At 42.6% G+C, this 16,898-nt stretch carries 9 protein-coding genes; 4 read left to right on the top strand and 5 right to left on the bottom strand.

Going from position 1 to position 16,898, the window contains the following annotated elements; genetic code table 11:
• Nucleotides 1–215: 215 nt before the first annotated feature.
• Nucleotides 216–1,844, top strand: a complete 1,629-nt coding sequence (locus NH454_RS10525) for a sodium:solute symporter (protein ID WP_138557842.1) — start codon at nucleotides 216–218, stop codon at nucleotides 1,842–1,844.
• Nucleotides 1,845–1,887: 43 nt separating this feature from the next.
• On the opposite strand, the gene NH454_RS10520 is transcribed toward NH454_RS10525, so the two are convergent.
• Complete coding sequence (locus tag NH454_RS10520) at nucleotides 1,888–2,916, bottom strand: family 43 glycosylhydrolase (protein ID WP_253039010.1); 1,029 nt, start codon at nucleotides 2,914–2,916, stop codon at nucleotides 1,888–1,890.
• A 133-nt stretch (nucleotides 2,917–3,049) separates the two neighbouring features.
• Here NH454_RS10520 and NH454_RS10515 point away from each other — a divergent pair, with 133 nt between their 5' ends.
• Nucleotides 3,050–4,024: an arabinan endo-1,5-alpha-L-arabinosidase gene (locus tag NH454_RS10515; protein WP_253039077.1), complete on the top strand. Its 975-nt coding sequence runs from the start codon at nucleotides 3,050–3,052 to the stop codon at nucleotides 4,022–4,024.
• 81 nt (nucleotides 4,025–4,105) lie between these two features.
• On the opposite strand, the gene NH454_RS10510 is transcribed toward NH454_RS10515, so the two are convergent.
• From NH454_RS10510 to NH454_RS10495, 4 genes are all read right to left on the bottom strand, one after another.
• Entirely contained in the window at nucleotides 4,106–4,531 is a 426-nt protein-coding gene (locus tag NH454_RS10510) for an FKBP-type peptidyl-prolyl cis-trans isomerase (RefSeq protein WP_253039008.1), read from the bottom strand.
• Nucleotides 4,532–4,541: 10 nt separating this feature from the next.
• Nucleotides 4,542–6,986 (bottom strand): glycoside hydrolase family 127 protein, encoded by a 2,445-nt coding sequence (locus tag NH454_RS10505; protein ID WP_253039006.1) that lies wholly within the window; start codon nucleotides 6,984–6,986, stop codon nucleotides 4,542–4,544.
• 77 nt (nucleotides 6,987–7,063) lie between these two features.
• A complete protein-coding gene (locus NH454_RS10500; protein WP_054562984.1) occupies nucleotides 7,064–8,401 on the bottom strand; it encodes an MFS transporter in 1,338 nt (445 codons plus the stop codon).
• A 272-nt stretch (nucleotides 8,402–8,673) separates the two neighbouring features.
• A complete protein-coding gene (locus tag NH454_RS10495; protein WP_253039005.1) occupies nucleotides 8,674–11,490 on the bottom strand; it encodes a TonB-dependent receptor in 2,817 nt (938 codons plus the stop codon).
• Nucleotides 11,491–12,089: 599 nt separating this feature from the next.
• On the opposite strand from NH454_RS10495, the gene NH454_RS10490 reads away from it, so the two are divergent.
• Both NH454_RS10490 and NH454_RS10485 read left to right on the top strand, forming a co-directional pair.
• The gene (locus NH454_RS10490) at nucleotides 12,090–13,052 is read left to right on the top strand and encodes a glycoside hydrolase family 43 protein (protein ID WP_054562986.1); all 963 of its coding nucleotides are present in this window, start codon (nucleotides 12,090–12,092) and stop codon (nucleotides 13,050–13,052) included.
• A gap of 354 nt (nucleotides 13,053–13,406) precedes the next feature.
• Nucleotides 13,407–16,826: a LamG-like jellyroll fold domain-containing protein gene (locus NH454_RS10485; protein WP_253039004.1), complete on the top strand. Its 3,420-nt coding sequence runs from the start codon at nucleotides 13,407–13,409 to the stop codon at nucleotides 16,824–16,826.
• Nucleotides 16,827–16,898 lie beyond the last annotated feature (72 nt).

Here is a 16,898-nt window from a genome sequence, read left to right as displayed (position 1 = left end):
TTCCGTCATCCTGGAAATAATTGATTAAAATCAATAACAAACAAAAAATAGCCTAATACAAGTGTCTATAAATTGCGCAATCAAGTCACCATTTCAACTACATAGTGTCACCTTATTTTAACAAATCTCTTTCACTTGGCCTATTTATAATATAATATTTTTATTAGACAACTAAAAAAGCAAAAATTCTCTTTCAAAATTAGGTGGAACACACGATGGTCGAACTAAGTACCTTAGACTGGGCAGTGCTAGCAGGATTTTTTGTCCTGTTACTTGGCGTTGTCGTGATGTCTATGCGACAAAAAGAAGAAGACACCGCTGATTACTTTTTAGCGGGTCGTAATGCAAGTTGGTTAGTGATTGGTGCCTCTATTTTCGCATCAAACATTGGCTCGGAACATTTAGTGGGCCTTTCAGGTTCAGGTGCACAATCGGGTATGGCACTGGCTCACTGGGAAATGCAATCGTGGATCATTCTACTACTCGGTTGGATTTTCGTGCCTTTTTATTGGAGTAGTAAAGTCTACACCATGCCAGAGTTCCTTGAGCGCCGCTTTAACTCTAAATCACGTACCTTCTTATCTGTTATCTCATTGATTAGTTATGTATTAACCAAGGTTGCGGTGACAGTGTATGCCGGTGGTATCGCGTTTAAAACGATCTTAGGTATTGAGAGTATTTGGGGTATCGATTTCTTTTGGATTTCAGCCATTGGCCTTGTGGTGATCACTGGTATTTATACGGTACTTGGCGGTATGAAAGCCATCATGTGGACCTCGGTGTTGCAGACCCCTGTGCTGATTATTGGCTCCTTAGTCATATTAGTTGTTGGTTTAGATAAAGTAGGTGGCTGGGCAGAAGTTGAGCGTATCAACGATGCTAATATGCACCTTATTCGTAGTGCTTCAGATGCTGAATTCCCATGGCCTGGCATTGTGTTTGGTTCATTCATTATTGGCTTTTGGTATTGGTGTACAGACCAATACATCGTACAACGTGTTTTATCTGCAAAAGGCATTAAAGAAGCCCGTCGTGGTACCATGTTTGCCGGTTACTTAAAGCTACTTCCTGTATTTATCTTCTTAGTACCGGGCATGATTGCATACGCATTAAATGTTAAAGGTATTATTAGCTATGAAAGTGCTGACCAAGCCTTCCCAACGTTAGTTGCTGAGCTATTACCTGCTGGTGTTAAGGGAATTGTAATTGGTGGTTTAGTAGCGGCTCTTATGAGCTCTTTAGCATCATTATTTAACTCATCAGCGACCTTGTTCACCATTGATTTCTATAAAAAATTCAAACCAGAATCAACTGAGAAGCACCTTCTTAAAGTAGGCCGCATTGCCACTATCGTGATTGTTGTTTTAGGCCTTCTATGGATACCCGTGATGAGCTTAATTGCCGATGTTCTTTATGAATACTTGCAAAGTGTGCAGTCTCTTATTGCACCGGGTATTGCTGCGGTATTCTTACTAGGTTTATGTAGTAAACGCATCACTCCAACAGCGGGTTTTGTGGGCTTAGTATCAGGGTTTGTACTGGGTATGATCCGCTTAGTGTTACTGCCATTTAAAGATGATTTAACAGGTTCATCGTTTGCGTGGATCACCACAATGAACTGGTTATATTACTGTATTCTGCTATTTGTCGTGGTCGTTGCGATTATGATTGTGGTAAGTATGTTCACCAAACAAGCAGACGAAGAACAATTGAAAGGTCTTACTTTCTCAAGCCTAGATAAAGCAACTATGAAAGAAGTAGCTGCCGGCTTAGATAAGTGGGATTACATTCATACCGCGGGTATTATTGGTATTACTGCCTTTATTTACTACCGCTTCTGGTAATCGTTCGTTCCCAAAGTTGTAGGGCGCCAATTGGCGCCCTTTTTTAATCAGCGAGTTCAGGTGAAAACACTGGAAAACCGTTTTTATCCCACGTAATAATACGTGCTCGCGCATGGCGGTTAGGATCTGTAAGTGGTGTGCCTTTGAGCTCTTTATAATCACGACTGTGATAAATCATTAAATCGGTTACACCATCTTCAGCTTTCACAAAACTGTTGTGGCCGGGACCAAAACGACCTAGCTCAGCATTGGTGGTGAACACCGGCTCAGCCTTTTTATGCCAGCTAGCAGGGTCAAGTAAGTCAGCATTCACATCTGCCCATAGCAAGCCCATTGCATATCGATGATCGGTGGCACTGGCTGAATAAGTGACAAATATTTTATCGCCATGGGTGATGACTGCAGCACCTTCGTTCGCCTTATAGCCTTGCACTTCCCAATCAAGAGTTGGCTCTGTAATCGCAATAATCGGTTCTTTAATTGATGTTGGTGAGTCCATTTCAGCTAACCATAAAGCTGAGTTATAGGTTGCAGGTTGGTTCTGCTGCGCCCAAATCATATAACGCTTACCCTTGTGCGTAAAACTTGTGGCATCAAGCGAAAAACTATCAAGATGGCTGGTGACTTGCCCCATTTCTTGCCACTCACCTTGCATCGGGTTAGCACTGTCGTTCTTAAGTGCATACATGCGAATACTAAACGGCTTTTCGATATCACCTGCGGCAAAGTAGATATACCAACTGCCATCAATCTGATGTAGCTCAGGGGCCCAAATATTGACACTCATAGGGCCTTTATCACGCTTTTGCCAAATAACCTTCGGCTCAGCTAATTTTAAATCGTTTAAACGACAAGCTTGGCGCAGCTCAATTTCATCAAATTTCGGCGAACTACCTATAAACGTGTAACAGCCACTTTTATCATCGCGAACTAACCAAGGATCGGCACGTTTAAGTACAATGGGGTTATCAATAGGCGCTAAAGTCTTGCTACTATTAGCATCAGCAAGGGCTGACAATGACGAGGCGCTTAACGCACTAACAAGCGTTAGCCGAGATATTTTTTTGAGCATAATGTGTCCTGTATTTCGTCTCGATTTTATTGTTAATATTGTATTATATATTATATAGTAGCTGGATGAACACAAGAGTTAAAACAACAAAAGGTATTCAAGCATGAGACCCGTAAGTAACGTGACACAAGCGATGAAGTGGCTTTCAACAGGGCTACTTTTTTCTGCCGCAGCCGTATCTGCAAAGCAAGTTGAAGTACACGACCCAGTGATGGCGAAAGAAGGCGATACATATTATGTATTTAGCACAGGCCCTGGTATTACCTATTATGAATCTAAAGATTTAACCAACTGGAAACTTACAGGCCGGGTATTTAAAGACGAGCCTAGCTGGGCAAAACGCGTGTCACCTAATTTTGGTGGCCACTTATGGGCACCCGATGTGTACGAGAAAAATGGTAAGTTTTACCTTTATTACTCAGTCTCTGCATTTGGCAAAAACACTTCGGCAATTGGTGTAACAGTTAACGAAACTCTTGACCCATCGTCACCTGATTACAAGTGGATTGACTACGGTATTGTAGTCGAGTCTGTGCCAGAGCGTGACGATTGGAACGCTATCGACCCTGCGATTATTGAAGATGATAACGGTACACCGTGGATGAGCTTTGGTTCGTTTTGGGGCGGTTTAAAACTAGTACAACTTGATGATGACATGGTGCGCTTAGCAAAACCTGAAAAATGGCACCACATTGCGAGTCGTCCAAACACGGAACATGGTCCGATTGAAGCACCTTATATCTTCAAAAAGAATGGCTATTATTACCTATTTGTATCATTTGATAAGTGCTGCCAAGGGGTAAAAAGTACTTACAATGTACGCGTAGGTCGCAGCAAAAACGTTGAAGGGCCATATTTAGATCAGCAAGGTCGATCTATGGTTGATGGCGGTGGTAGCTTAGTTATTGAAGGTAATAAAGATTGGGCTGCTCTTGGCCACAATGCTGCATACACCTTTGATGGTAAAGACTATTTAGTATTACACGCCTACGAAACAGCCGACAACGGCGTGCAAAAGCTACGTATTTTACCTATGAGCTGGAAAAACGATTGGCCGGTTGTTAACCCCGCCGACCTAAATAAGCTCAAAACCAAGCTCACAAAGTAATTATTCAAACCAAAAAAACCTGCAAATTGCAGGTTTTTTATTTACTCAAGCGAGCTAGCTTGAGGCTCCAGTTAGATATTATTAATTAAAATCAACCAAGGTAATATCAACTAGCATGGGGCTTTGACAACCTTGCTGATGCTTTTTATCAATAAATGAGCTGTACACATCGCGCGCAAGGTGTGCAGGGATTAAAACCTCAAAGCGACTGCCTTTATTCATTAATTGCAACGCTTCTTGCAAGCCCACTATCGCCTCTGCAATTTCGTACTCTACAGCAGCGCCTTGCTTGCGAGTGTCGAACAACACCCGACCATTTTTAAGGGTAACCCGTTGATGTACAGTCACTGTGGCATCCCAACTAGGTTTATCCCCCTGACCTTGCTCAATTACTCGATAACCAAGCCCTGTCGGTGTTCGGTAAAAACTGTGTTGCTCAGCGCTATTATCTAAAAGCGACGGTAAAACATGCTCTTTAGCCGTCGCAAACACATTGTTGCTTAACATAGCCAACTCTTTATTGTGCGTTAATTAAACGAATACCATAGATACCACCGGCAACAGAGTCTTTGTCGGCAGCAAAACGTAAGGTCAGCGTTTTCGACTTTTTCATTGCTTCTGTTAACGGGTAATCAATGGTGTAGAACTCATCAGTTGGTTTACCTACAGGCAAACTAACTGCTGCTAATTGCTCACCATTTAAATTAATTGAGAAATGACGATTCACATCGCCAATAAAATAGCGAACACGCAAAGCAACCGCTTTTTGTTCTGGGTTACTAAGCTGATACTCAAACCAACCTGTCGCATCGCGCCAATGGTGGCCATTATTAACACCTGCGCGGGTTCCTTCACCTTTAAAGTCGTGTTCAACTTCTGGCTGTTGCTCACCCGGTGTAATTTGATCCACGGTTAATAAACGAAGCTGCTCTTTCGCTTGCTCAGCCGCTTTTGCATCGGCAACAAATTGCGTGAACTCAGCTTCGCTTTGCTGCGGCCAATACACTTGATAGCGACTATCGTGTAAGCGGAAGAACGGAATTAGCTCTGTGCTCTTAGTGTTATCGATACCTTGTTTAGCAATCGCCACATTTTTATCGGCGATAAATGCGAGCTCTTGGCCCGGTTTACGAGTGAGATCGGCAATAAATTTTTCTGGCTCGCTCAGCATAATTGGTAGAGCCTCTGGCGGACAAGTCGGCCCTGCAGCAATGTGGCCCATGCGGCTATTATCAGCAACAAAGTTAAGCTTTTCATTGGCAAATGCTTGTACTTTGGTGGCCATTACAACAGGTCCGTACATCACCGAATAATAATGCTGACCATCAGGGAGCTGCTCAGTATAAAGCTTAGGGTTAAGCTCAAAGGCAAGCTTATCACCACTTTGCCATGCATGGCTGATGCTGTAGTAACCGTCTTTTTCGGTTGCGCTTACAGCCTGTCCATTTAAAGTAAAGCTCAGCTCACCTTGCTGCCAAGACGGTTTACGAATATGAATTACCGACTCAGCACTTTGCCCCTCAGACAAACGATTCACGGTCAGTGAAACCTTGTTATCATCTGGAAATTGGCTGTCTTGCGTGATCTGCAAACCCTGCTGTTGCCAATTTAACGTGCTTGGAATAAACAAGTTCACCCATAGCTCTTTGCCAGTATTGCTATAAATCAGCTCACCATATTTGCTGTGATTTTCAATACCTGAGCCTACGCAACACCACATTGAATCTTGCACTGAAGAATACATACGGTAATGACCAGGACGCATTGAGGTAAAGTAAACAAGACCACCATGCTCTGGGTGTTGTGATGATAAAATATGGTTATATGTGGCGCGCTCATAATAGTCTAAATAGCGCGTATCACCGCTTTTTAAAAACAATAACTTACTTAGTTTCATCATGTTGTAAGTGTTGCAGGTTTCAGGGCCTTCAACATCTTCAACCATTGGCGTGAAGTCACTTTTATCATGAAAATGCTCACGTACTGAGTTACCGCCAATTGATACTGAGCGCTCTTGGCTGACTGTTTTCCAGAAAAAGTCAGCACCTTGCTGCCATGCTTCATCATCGCTGGCATTTGCTACTTTCAACATGCCAATAATTTTTGGAATTTGCGTATTGGCATGCAGGCCCGTTAACTTATCTTCTTTGTGTAATAAAGGTTCGATAATGATGTTATGAGAAAACTGGCGGGCTAGCTTTAAGTAGCGCTCATCATCACTAATAAAGTACATGTCAGCAAACACATCATTTAAGCCACCATGCTCTGAATACAGCATTTGTTGAACTTGTTCATCAGTTAGCTTTGCAGTGGTCGCTAAGAACCATTCGCCTAACTTAAATAGCATTTGTTTGGCTTTATCACTACCGGCTACGTCATATGCATCACGCAAGCCATGGAAAATTTTATCGATGTTATAAAGCGGTACCCAGCGGTCATTTAAGCTAAATAAGTCGGCTTTGATTTCACCCTTTTCAATCTGCTGCCACATTTCATCGCCATTTGGAATACCACCTAAGTAACCACCTGTGGCTTGTTGGGCGCGCTCCAGCTCGCTTAGCATATAATCTAAACGCTGCTTTAATTCTTCGTCACCGGTGGCTGCCCACGCAAGACTCAAGGCAGAAAGGTAATGACCACCAATATGGCCATCAAGGCCAGTGCTTTCCCAGTTGCCATAGTTAGGCGCTTTTGGCTCAAGGCCGGCTTCACGCAGGTAAGGAGCAAGCAGCTGATCAGGATGAAGAGCTAATAAATAACGCACATTCGTTTGCTGCGCATGTAAAAACGGGCTGGCGCTTAAACTTACTTGATTTAGGGCAAATAAATGTTGTTCGCTGGTATGTTCAGCATGCTCCACAGAAGCGGCTTGTTTACTGTCTGTTGGCAGCTCACTGCAACCGGTCACAGTTAATATTGCAGCGCAAACGCTTGCCAAATAGCTAACTTTGAATGTGTTCATACTGTTGTCTCCCAGCGAATTGTTATTTTAAAGAGCAAAGCGCACACACTTATTTAGTGTGTGCGTTTAAAGAGTGGTTATTTTGGTAGGCGTTTATGAATAACCATATCCGTATAGTACTCATCGGTAATTTTGTATTTTTTCAAGATCAGACCTAGCAAGGCGTGGAATACACCAGGAATGATAGTTAGCATCAGTGCTAAGCCCATTAGGGTAAATTCGGTTTGCTCAACGTTAGGCTTGTACTCAAAAAATGCCAGTAATAAACCACCCGCTAAGCCCGCTAAACCGCCCCCGGCTTTTTGGCAGAATGAAATACCACCAAACGATAGACCTGATGCACGAACGCCGTCTTTAATTTCACCGTAATCAACGGCTTCAGCAATGGCAGACCAGAACACTGGCGCATGTAAATCAACCACAAATGACAAGATGATATAAAGCACAAACGCCGTCATTACATCGCCAGGCTGCACTACAAAGTACATTAGTAATGAAATAAATAGCACGGCAATTTGTGATTGACGGAATAGCTTCATTTTACAGTAACGCTGGGTGATCCACGTACTTGCCACCATTGAGACAATAGATGCTGCAATACCTGCACTGGTAAAGGCACCTGCTAAATCTGGTACACCTAAGTAATAGGTTGCGTAATACATAGCAACACTGCCACGAATCGCATAGCCAAGCGTACCAAGCACACATGCTGCACACAGTAGTAACCATTGGTCGTTTTTAATAAGTACTTTTAATTGCGTAAGTACGCCTTCGGTTTGTGGCTCATGGGTAATACGTTCGCGAGTAGTAAAGAAGCAAAACAAAAATAGTGCTACGGCACATGCCGATACCAATGCCATTGCCAGTTTATAACCATACGACAAGCTGCCATCTCCCCAATATGAGGCAAGTAGCGGCACTGAAAATACGATCACTACATTGGCAATCTTAGCGAAGAACATACGGTAACCATTAGCTGACAAACGCTCTTTAGGATCGGCAGTTAATACACCAATGTAAGAGATATAAGGAATAGCAACACCGGTAAACATCAAGGTCGCAAACAAGTACGTGGCATAAGCCCAAGCTAACTTCATGTTGTAGTCGAAATCAGGCGTGGTAAATAACAGTACGACCGATAAACCATAAGGCACAGATAAAAATAAGAACCAATGCCGGAACTGACCCCAACGGGTTTTCACTTTGTCGGTGATCACCCCCATTAATGGATCGGTAAAGGCATCAACAAAACGCGCCACTAAGAACAACACACCCATATCAACCGGATCAAGTCCGTAGATATCGGTGTAAAAGAAAGACATAAAATAGAATAACGCTGCAACCATGACATTTACTGCCATGTCGCCGGCGCCAAAGCCGACCTTTTCTACAACGGATAACTTTTGAGATTCCATACAACAACACCCTAATTGGTCAATAATGAGCCGCCGCTCACTATTTCAAGTAATGCTAAAAAGCTTTCAACATTGCGTATCAAATAAATTTATAGCCCTAGATATTACACAGCTTGGCCATTGCGTTCGTTATTTTTGTAAATTTAATGCTAATCTAATTAATAGTATTATCATACTTATTAAATCGCAACTCTTTTCGACCGATGGTTTGGTTTATAAAAACCAATAAAAAACCCCAGCTAAGCCGGGGTTTTTGGGTCTATTTAAGAAAATTAGAAAGAATAACGTGCACCAAGTGCGAATGTACGTGAGTAGATACCGTTACCAAAGTTAAACAGGTTGTCGTTACCTTCACCATAGTAGTTTTGATATACGTCATCTAGGATGTTCGTTGCATCAAAAGTAACCACTAAATCATCATTCACATTGTAGCTAAATTGGAAATCTAAGCTTTGCTCAGGACGACTCCAGAATTGAATCGGGTTAGCAAAGATTGCCGCTTCATTACCTGTGTAGAACTCAGAACGCCATACATAAGATAAGCGCATATCGAATGAGTCACGCTCGTAGATACCTACGATGCTGTACGATTCATCAGAAACACCAGCCATTTGTGAATCAACATAACCAGAGATTTCACCTAGCTCATTGAATTCAGGTGTATCTTGCTCTGAATCAAGCATCGTATAGCTTGCTTGCACACCAAAACCGTTTAAGTACTCTGGTAAGTTTTCTGGGAAGTAAACTAAACCAACTTCTAAACCAGATAGTTCACCGTTTGAAGCATTCACTGGTGCACTTAATACATATGGGCGTGTTACGCCATCATCGCCTTCGCGCACTACTTGCTTACGACCCGCAACAACTAAGCCTTCAATTTCACGCTTAAAGTAAGCTGCGTAAAGTGAACTTGTATCTGCGAAGTACCATTCAAGTGATACGTCATAGTTCTTTGATTCTGTTGGTTTAAGCTCTGGGTTACCACCCGTACCAGTACCGTATGTAGCACCTTCTGTTAATGGATCGTACCAGTATTGCAGCGCGTTTAAGTCAGCAAAGTTAGGCATACGTAATGTTTCTGTGTACGCGACACGGCCCACTACATCATCAGTGATATTCCAGTTAAGTACTAAGCTTGGTAGTAATGCGCTGCTATCAGCACTTGCTGAGCTTTCTTCAAATACATTTGAGTTCATGCCGCCAGATTCAGCAATAAAGTCCATATCTTGCTCGTAGCTTACATAACGTAAACCAAACTCACCGCTGATATCTTCAGTTAAGAAGAAGTTAGTTGTGGCATATAGCGCGTATGAGTTTTCTTCGATATCAAATGTTTTGTATACGTCTTCAGCTTCAAGGCCGTATACGCTACGAACAGCATCACCGTTATCTAGCATGTAACCACCGTCAGCAGTTACAAAGCTGTCGAAGACGTCAGCACGGCCATCGAAATAATCATCAACTTGGAACACAATACCAGAACCATCACCAGATGCCCCAGCTGCAGCTAATTGCTCAATTAAGCTAGCTACAGATGTGTTTGCAATGCCAGTATCTTGACCACGCGTGTACTCTTGCGCAGTACGTTTTTCGTAACGGCCACCGAATTTCACTTTATCAAAATAAGTACCACCAATTAGGTATTCAGCATCAAATGTGAAGGTTAATGCGTCACCCGCGTTACCGCCGCCATTGTCATAAATAGTACCTGCATTCCAGTTTTCGATAGCAGCCATATCTGCTTCGTTTACCGCTGTGTTTGGATCATCCCAAAACGCAATACCTGGTACGCCGTCTTTATCGTTAAAGTCTACATCTAAGCCATATGCAGTGCGGTCAAAACGCATTGCGAAGAAGTCTGTTTCGTACTCACTATCTTGGTAAACGACTTCTGTATTAATGGTTAGGTAATCGCTTGCTTGCCACTCGGCACCTAGCGCATATAAGTAGCTATCTGTTTTACCGTACGAGTAGTCACCACTTTGGAAACCGCCAGCGCCAATCGCTTGCTTTTCTTTAACCACATTAGTGCCATCAAACACCGTTGGAGTTTCAATGAAGCCGTTACCGTTTTCGAATGTATTTGAGAACCACATCGCGTTTTGCGATTCGTTTTCGTAACCTGTGTAGAAGCCTTCAGCTGTGATTTCTAGGGATTCATCTGGTGCCCACTGTAAAGATACAGACGCTGCCGGGCGCTTACGAAGACCGGTGAATGAAGTACCAAAAATAGCATCACGTGCTAATAGGTATTCAGTTGGCTCACCATTTACGTCTAAAGTAGAACCAGCCGCTGTCGGTAGACCTAACTCAGTACCTTGAGTCCAGAATTCATTTGGAACACGTGAATACGGTGAGTAGTTGTACTGTGGTTTATCAGTAAAGAATGGGAATGCAGCACCCGCTGTGATGGTGTCATCGCGGTAATGTGTTTCAGCATAAGAAATATTGAAAAGTGCACCAAACTCACCAGCACCGTCGATTTCCCAACGATTAGAAAGTAACGCACTGATATTTGGATCAACTTCATCTGGTTGATCTGAGTAAATCGCACGTGCCGCTAAAACAACTTTTTCACCTTCGAAGTTGAAAGGACGATGCGTTTTAATATCAATCGCACCTGCGATACCGCGTTCGATTTGGTCCGCCGAACGGGTTTTATAAACTGTTACGCCTGAAAGTAAACTTGCAGGAATGTCTTGCAGCGCCACATCACGACCCGCACCTGTAAAGATAGCGCGACCATTGACTGTGGTATTAACATCAGTAAGACCACGGATTGAAACCGCACTTACTTCACCAGCACCACGGCCTGTTGTTTGTACACCTGTCACACGTTGTAGTGCTTCAACTACGTTGTTATCAGGGAATTTACCAATATCTTCAGCAACAATTGCATCCACGATTTGAACGCTTGCACGTTTTTCATCTAGCGCTTTATTTAAACTGCCGCGAATACCTGATACTTGAATAACCTCCATCTCATCGACGTTATTCTCAGGAGTGTTTGGTGCTTCCTCCTGTGCAAAAGCAAATTGACAGGTAAATGCCATAACTACAGCACTGGCTATGTGTGTTCTTTTAAACATAAGCGGTGTTCTCCAAATTATAGTTATATCGGTCCGCTGAACTTTCCCCATTCAGTTACCGAAGAGTGACCACTGCATTGTGCATCGTGTGTTGTCAAAACGGTGCGCGAGTGTGTCTACATTTTATTATGTTAATACATTGCTGCCTGAACTTTAATCATATTGTATGATTATTTAACAGTCAACTCAAAAAGCCAAATTAAAATTAGTGCCATTATGTTTACAAAAAACGTTGTAATTATAACACGTTACAAACTCAAAAAGGGCTGCGTTTTTATTTTGGGAATTTATATAGACCCATTATTATCAGTCACTTAGCGTTTATTTGTTTGCTTGTTTAATTTGTCTTTAGTTCATCCAGAGCGACAAAAAAGGGCTAACAAGTTATTTACCCGGCGTATTTTGATGCTACTATGATAAAAATACAATAATACAATATAGAGTTATTTTTTGCTGCACTTTTACTGGTTTGTTTCGATGTAAACAATCAGTTACTCAGTATAATCAGGCATACACTGTGTATTATCTGGTCATTTAGAGCGAGCTCTAAGTACAAAAGCTGCAGTTCGAACAACAATTATTAGTCACAGAGGACACTCATGAAGAAATTGAAAGCGTTGGCGCTACCATTACTTTTTTCGAGCAGCTTAGCTGTTGCACAAAACCCATTATTTACCGATGTATTTACTGCAGACCCTGCGGCACTTGTTCACAATGACACCGTATACCTTTATACAGGCCATGATGAAGCCCCTAATAATGACGTGTTTTTTGAAATGCACGACTGGTTAGCCTTTTCATCAACAGATATGGTGAACTGGAAAAAACACGGCCCAATCATGAAAGCAACAGACTTTAAATGGGCTAAAGGTGAAGCATGGGCTTCACACATGATTGAGCGTGATGGCACTTTCTATTTCTTTACCACAGTTCGCCACAACGATACAAAACCAGGTTTTGCAATTGGTGTTGCGACTTCTAAATCACCAACAGGCCCTTTTAAAGATGCGATTGGTCACGCGCTTGTTACTGATGATATGACCAAGCACACGCCAAATGATTGGGACGACATCGACCCGGCTATTTATACAGAAGAAAATGGCGATACTTACATGTTCTTTGGTAACCTAATGCCAAAATACGTAAAGCTGAGCGACGACTTACTGTCTCTTGATGGTGAAATTAAAACGCTTGATTTACCAAACTTTACCGAAGCGCTATGGGTTCATAAGAAAAACGACAATTACTATGTATCGTACGCGTGTGAGTTCCCAGAGAAGATCTGTTATGCCATGAGCAAAAGCATTCATGGACCGTGGGAATATAAAGGTATCTTGAATGAGATCGCCGGTAACAGCGAAACCAACCACCAATCAATCATCGAATACAAAGGTAAAGACTACTTTATTTACCATACTGGTGCTGTACCACCGATTGATGGCAAACCAAGTGGCGGGCGCTTTCGTCGTTCAGTGGCGATTGAGCCACTTTACTACAACGAAGATGGCACACTTAAACGTATTATCATGACCACTGAAGGTCTAAGTAAACAAGACAAGTAATATCAAAAAGGGCTCTTTAAGAGCCGTTTTTAATGCTCAAATGTAATACAAATAAGCAAATTTAACGGAAAATCCCCACTTTCAGATAAGCAAAAAACTTCCCTAATAGCGCAAAAACAGCGAAAAAAACGCCAAAAATGGCAACTTGAAAAAATTAAAATCACGCTGTACATATTGTAAACACTGATACTTCATGTTTACATATCAATTACCTTTGCAAAAGTATTTGCACATTTTAAATCGTACTATAAAATTACAATACTACGTTCTTATTAGTTTGATATAGGCGCGCGGCAATTTTATTGACAACAATCGAATAAAAAAATGAATCCCAGTTTCAAGAGGACACATAAAATGAAATTAAATAAATTAGCCATGGTCATAGCCTGCTCTTTGGCTGTGACAGGTTGTGGCAAAGAAGATGGTACTAAGCTTGACACAGCACCAGCGGTTGCCGACCCGCAAAGTGCAAAACCGACTGTAAGCAGCAGTGTTGAATACACTGAATCAGGTAGTGTAATGGTTACCAATGTAAGCGTGCACGATCCTTCTGTCGTTAAAGTCGACGACACATATTATATTTTTGGGTCACACCTTGCTGCCGCTAAATCGACTGATCTCTTGAACTGGGAAATGATTTCGAGCCTTTCAGCTAACGAAGCCGTTAATGAAAGCCCATTATTTGATTACAACTACACAGGTGAAATTGCCGAAGGCATTGAATGGACAGACGGTTTCACAGGAAACTGGGCTGCTGATGTTATTCAGGCGCCAAATGGCAAGTTCTGGTTCTACTACAACCACTGCGCACAAGATAACCCAGATACACCGGATGTTGTTGATGAAGTGTGCTGGAACCGCTCTTACCTTGGTTTAGCTGAAGCTGACAATATCGAAGGTCCGTATACAAACAAAGGTATTTTCTTACGCAGCGGTTATCGTACAGAAGCAGAGTTTGCAGCTTACCCACTTGATAATGGCCAGACAACATGGAATGGTGCCGTTGATCCTAACGCCATTGACCCTGCAGCTTTCTATGATGCTGATGGCAAACTTTGGATGGTTTACGGCTCATACTCTGGCGGTATTTTCGTGCTAGCAATGGACGAAGAAACAGGTATGCCAGAAGCAGGTCAAGGCTATGGTAAAAAGCTAGTTGGCGGTGACTTCCGTGCGATGGAAGGTGCATTTGTCATGTACAGCCCAGAAAGTGAATACTACTACCTATTCTTCTCTGTTGCTGGTTTTGATCTTAATGGTGGCTACAACATCCGTGTTGCTCGCTCAAAAACACCGGATGGCCCTTATCTAGATAACGCAGGTAATGACATTGCAGCTATCGGCGGTCTGGAGGTCGGCGAAAAACTAATGGGCGGCTTTGAGTACACGCAAGAACTTGGCGAAACAGCACCAGCATGGGGCTACCAATCACCGGGCCATAACTCTGCTTACTACGATGAAGCGACAGGTCGTCATATCTTAGTTACGCATACGCGTTTCCCGCAAACATCGACTGAGTTCCCAACCATTTCAGAAGCGCACCAAGTTCGCGTACATGAAATGTTCATTAACTCATTAGGTTGGCCTATGGCTTCTCCACAACGTTATGTGCCGCTTGAAGGCGACAACATGGTTGTGGCAGATGAGCTTTACGGCTATTACAAATTTATCAACCATGGCAATGATGTAAATACAGATGCTATTCGCTCAATGCATATTGCTTTAAACGAAGATCACTCAGTAACCGGTGATGATCCAGGTATCTGGTACATGATTGATGACTCAAATATTAAACTTGAGTTAGATTCTGGTACTTACTTTGGCGTGGCTAAATGGCAATGGGATGATGCAACTAAAGCAATGGCTGTAACTGTATCAGCTACATCAAGCGAAGGCGCTACCATTTGGGCAAGTAAACGTGATGAAATCACAGATACCGCTAACGTGCTAGGCACTGTTCAAGAAGCACTTGATATCAAAACTGAATTATCAATTGCTGACGAAGGCTACTCATTACCAACGAAAGGTAAAGACGGTGCTGCAATTAACTGGGAAAGCAGTGATGAATACTACATCACCAGTGAAGGCTCTGTATTCATTCCAACGCCAGATCGTGGTGATAAAGCGGTTACTTTAACGGCTAATATCTCTTTAAACGGTGAAAGCACGACTAAAACATTTAATGTAAATCTAGAAGCGCGCCCAGAGTTTAAAAATGCGATTGCACACTATGCATTTGAAGATTCACTCAGTGATGGGTTAGGTAACCTAGATGATGCGGGTGTAACAGATAACAACATGTTAAATGTGGGTGCTGGTACAGCTGCATACGCAGAAGGTCAAACAGGTAAAGCATTTAACTTTGACGGTGCAACGGGCGTACGTTTACCTGATGAGTTAGTAACAGGCGATGAGTACACCATTTCGTATTGGTTTAAACCAACAGTACTAACTAACTTTACGCCTACATTCTTCGCATCAACCTCTGATGCACGTTGGATGAGCTTGATCCCGGGTAGTACCCACTTTACAACAACACCAATGCTTTGGAGCCGTTACTTAGCTGATGATGGCACAGATATGTGGAACCAAATCATCTCTGACTCACCAGCAGTAATGGATTGGAATCATATTGCCATCACTTATGCTAATGGCACTGCAACACTTTATCGTGATGGTGTACGTGCAGGTTCGATGCCTCGCCCTGATTTCTTTAGCACACAAACAGGTAACTTTGCCCTTGGTGTGAACTACGGTTGGGACTTACCTTTCCAAGGTCAAATTGATGAATTTATCGTCTATGACTATGCGCTAAACGGCTTAGATATCAATGGTGCGGCTATCAATAACCTGACAGATCCGACTAAATTCGAAGACTTCATTACAGATGCGCTTGATTTAGGTGATGTATCGGCAGTTCGTGATAGCTTTGAATTACCACGAGTCGGTCCATTTGTATCTGGTATTAGCTGGACATCAAACAACGAAGAGTACTTAAAACCGGTTAATGGTACAGCTGTTGTGACACAACCTAGCGCCTCTGCTGGCGACCAAGTAGTGACATTAACTGCAACTATTAAGTACAAAGACTTTACTGATACTAAGTCATTCGATGTAACCTTAAAATCACTTGCACCTGCTGAATACAGCTTCGAAGGTGACCTAAGTGCATTAAACGGTGCGTATGCAGCGGGTAAACCAACGGGTGGTTTCATCAACAATACTGGTGGTAACGTAACTTTTGTTGACGGTATCATGGGTCAAGCAGTATTCCTAGAAGGTTCAGGTGTTCGTTTACCGGATAACTTAATCACGACCAATGATTACTCAGTATCTATGTGGTTAAAACCTGAAACCTTCACTGATTACACTACAGCATTCTTTGCCGGTGCAAGTGCAAACGCATGGTTAAGTTATGTACCATCGATGGCAGGCTCAGCGCTAACGCGTTTATGGGCAAATAACGGTGCCTTCTTCGATAATGCTGAACTAGATAGCCGTATTCCAGCAAAAGAATGGACACATGTTGCATTCACTGTTGATGGTACGAACGGTGATGTGTTGAAGATGTATGTTAACGGTGAATTACAGCTAGAAACCGATGGCTTCCCACGTGTATTCACGGTTCCTGGTGAAACAAATGAGTTTGCTCTCGGTGTTAACTACTGGGATACGCCATACCACGGTGCTATCGATGAACTGAAAATTTTCAACGGTGCGATTAGCGCTGAAGAAATAAAAGCACTCTTTGATGCAGCAGCTGCACAAGAGTAACAAAGTGAGGTGAGCTGCCTCACCTCAACTATTTGTTGTCTGGAAAAGCCGGTTAAAAAAGCCGGCTTTTTT

Origin of the sequence: Pseudoalteromonas sp. Ps84H-4, from assembly GCF_024124645.1 — a bacterium.
Classification (GTDB): Bacteria; Pseudomonadota; Gammaproteobacteria; order Enterobacterales; family Alteromonadaceae; genus Pseudoalteromonas; species Pseudoalteromonas lipolytica_C.
The sequence above is the reverse complement of the archived record's forward strand: the minus strand, read 5'-3'. Positions and strand labels throughout refer to the sequence as shown.